Source organism: Dehalococcoidales bacterium, from assembly GCA_030698765.1.
In the GTDB taxonomy this organism is placed as follows: domain Bacteria; phylum Chloroflexota; class Dehalococcoidia; order Dehalococcoidales; family UBA2162; genus JAUYMF01.
Genome location: JAUYMF010000039.1, coordinates 1 through 2,538, shown reverse-complemented (window position 1 = coordinate 2,538; position 2,538 = coordinate 1). Strand labels below are relative to the sequence as shown.

Genomic DNA, 2,538 nt, shown 5'->3' with positions numbered 1-2,538 from the left:
TCGGTGTACCCGGATGCCCGGACTGAGCCTTCTCCACCGCATCCACCGCCAGAAATCTGATGGTATTGATGCATAATTCATCGATTGATTCCGCAGTCATACTCACCTCCACCTTCGGTCACTACCTGCGTCTTTCTTGCGGCAATTAGGGTATAACCCAATATTCCCTTTTCTATCAAGTCCGTGGCACGTTTCAGCATTTCTTTACCATTGTTTAAGTCAAGCTCGCCCAGGTTCCGTTTTCCCAGACTGGCAGCCAGGCCGAAACCAAGCAGTTTACGGCGTATGTCTTTTATCATGTCTTTCAGGGCATCATTTCTGTCCTCAACGGTGAAATCGGCGAATCCTGCCTCTTTAAGTAAAGATACACGTCTGCCATGCCATTCCTCCTTCAGCAGGTGTTACTTTCACCAGGCTCTTACTCGCTTCGACGGCAGTGGCCGGAGAATGGCGCGGGCCGGAGCGCCGTCTGCTCCCACAAGTCTCAAAGGCAAGCATGTCAGATAGTAGCCGCCGGGAGCTACTGCCGACAGGTCAAGCCCCTCGATTATCCAGACGCCCCCGGAGAGAAGTATCCGGTGAACATCGCTGCCCCCTTGTTTGTAGCCGCCAACCGATAGATAATCGACCCCAACCGCTCTTACCCCACGCTCTACCAGGCGTTTTGCCGCGTCGTCCGAGATGAACACGAAGTCTTCAACGAACTCCTTCCTTTGCCAGACATGCGAGGAGTTTCGTGTTTTGAACAGGATACGTTCTCCACGCCGGATGCTGTGCTCTTCGAGTTCATCTGGTCTTATCGACTCCGCGTCCCGGATTTCAATGACACGCGCCCGGCCAACCAACGTCTCCAGCGGTAACTCATCGACGCCCTTGCCCCCGTTAATAAAATGAAACGGAGCATCCACGTGCGTTCCGGAGTGAGCGCCCATCGAAATCGCTGACAGGTTTGCCGTATCACCCCGTGCCATGTCTTTGACACGGCTGATGTTGACCGCGGGGTCTCCCGGCCAGTGCACCATTCCATCCCTTAGGGAGACAGAGATATCAATCCACGAAGATTTAGTCTTATTTTTCATGGCGAATTCTCATTTACTACATAGTCCTCTAAGTCTCTACTTTTATACCTTTGCCTCTTTCAAAAGCCACGTGCCCCGTGATATTTTTTGCCGCCGGCTCCGGCTCGCCTGGTGATGTGGGCGAACTCAAAGGCGATGTAGCCGCCCGCCGACCATAACAATACGCCCGGGCAGGTTCTCCAGTTCGAGGAACCGCTCGCTGGTAACCAGGTATTCCTCTCCGTCGATACCTAGCTTCATCGGCTCAGCGCCGGAGGCGATAAGGATGTACCGCCCTTCAAGCACCTTATCACCGACCTGAACGGTGTTCCGTCCGGTAAACTTCGCCAGCCCATGGAAGGTGTCAATCCCTTGGCTCGTAAATCCCTCTTCCATCATCGGAGGTATATCGTCGGTGAAGGTGCGCTTGAAAGCCATCAATTCGGGCCAGTCAATGCCATGCCCATTTGCCCTGATGCCTTTGCCGGACAATCGCTGCGCCTGGTCTACAGCTTCAGCTTTCATTTTTCCTCCTTTTCTTGTTCTTCCTATATCTACGTCATCCCAAGAGAGATTTGAGTGTAATAGGCACAAAATACCCAATATATTTACAAGTATCTGGGCTTTTGGAGGGTTTGTATATCCGTAATTCTACGTAATTCGTTAGCAAAAGGGCACCTAAGAGGTTCCAGGAGAAAGAGTGGAAAAGATAATCTTTTGCTTTTTCACCATCTGGGTGCTCAGATGCCGAATCCTCAACCGCCTGCCGGTCATTCATTGCCTCGGTCCTTCCGGAAGTCGCTCGCGGCGACCGCTGTTACCCCGCACCCCTCGCCAGCGGCAGATGGTTTGAGCCAGTGCAACTTAATGAGGAGACGTTTCACCAGGTTGATAATGATACACACCTTACTCCTAGATGATGATGACCTGGTACCCTTGGCCCACAAAACGGGCGATATCAGGATGTCCGCTTGACTCGCCGATTCGGGACGCAGGGATGGCAGAGGGGATTGTCAGCGTTGACAGTACGGAAACATCATAGAGTCCTTCTTGAAGCTCTGAGGTACGGCGTGAAACATGAATTGATAGCGCGTAATGTTGCAGCTAATCGCTTTGACGAGGCTTTCACCAATAGATATAATGAGAAGCGTGTGTCGCAGGTTGTATAACGGCGCGGATTTATACGTGAAGATTCAGCCAAATTTGATTAGTGCCAAATTAGTGCCAATAGACATTTATATAAATTCATTAATTGAATAATTTGAAGTTATGGAGAGGTGTCCGAGTGGTTGATGGTGCCGCTCTCGAAATTTGCTAACAGGTGTCACTAACCATCATTTTACGCTCAAATTAGAACCTTTGTATTACTACTGGTTTAGCCGTTTTATAGCTAAAAAATATTATAGTAATAAAGTTTCGTTAGCAGTTTCATTAGCAGTTTTTAGCTTCGGTTTATTCGTTTGTTAAGGTACATATCTCC

3 protein-coding genes are annotated in these 2,538 nt (G+C 50.0%); all 3 read right to left on the bottom strand.

The features are described from left to right. Nucleotides 1-77: 77 nt before the first annotated feature. The 3 genes from Q8Q07_01900 to Q8Q07_01890 all read right to left on the bottom strand — a co-directional run bounded on the left by Q8Q07_01900 (nt 78) and on the right by Q8Q07_01890 (nt 1,583). Entirely contained in the window at nt 78-299 is a 222-nt protein-coding gene (locus tag Q8Q07_01900) for a hypothetical protein (protein ID MDP3879045.1), read from the bottom strand. A gap of 108 nt (nt 300-407) precedes the next feature. Then, nucleotides 408-1,079, bottom strand: coding sequence for a cyclase family protein (locus Q8Q07_01895; GenBank protein MDP3879044.1), 672 nt, complete (start codon nt 1,077-1,079; stop codon nt 408-410). A 126-nt stretch (nt 1,080-1,205) separates the two neighbouring features. Next, nucleotides 1,206-1,583 (bottom strand): FAD-dependent oxidoreductase, encoded by a 378-nt coding sequence (locus Q8Q07_01890; protein ID MDP3879043.1) that lies wholly within the window; start codon nt 1,581-1,583, stop codon nt 1,206-1,208. Nucleotides 1,584-2,538: the final 955 nt, after the last annotated feature.

Coding starts and splice junctions, on each gene's coding strand:
- Q8Q07_01890 (MDP3879043.1), bottom strand. CDS start 1,583: ATGAAAGCTGAAGCTGTAGACCAGGCGCAGCGATTGTCCGGCAAAGGC.
- Q8Q07_01895 (MDP3879044.1), bottom strand. CDS start 1,079: ATGAAAAATAAGACTAAATCTTCGTGGATTGATATCTCTGTCTCCCTA.
- Q8Q07_01900 (MDP3879045.1), bottom strand. CDS start 299: ATGATAAAAGACATACGCCGTAAACTGCTTGGTTTCGGCCTGGCTGCC.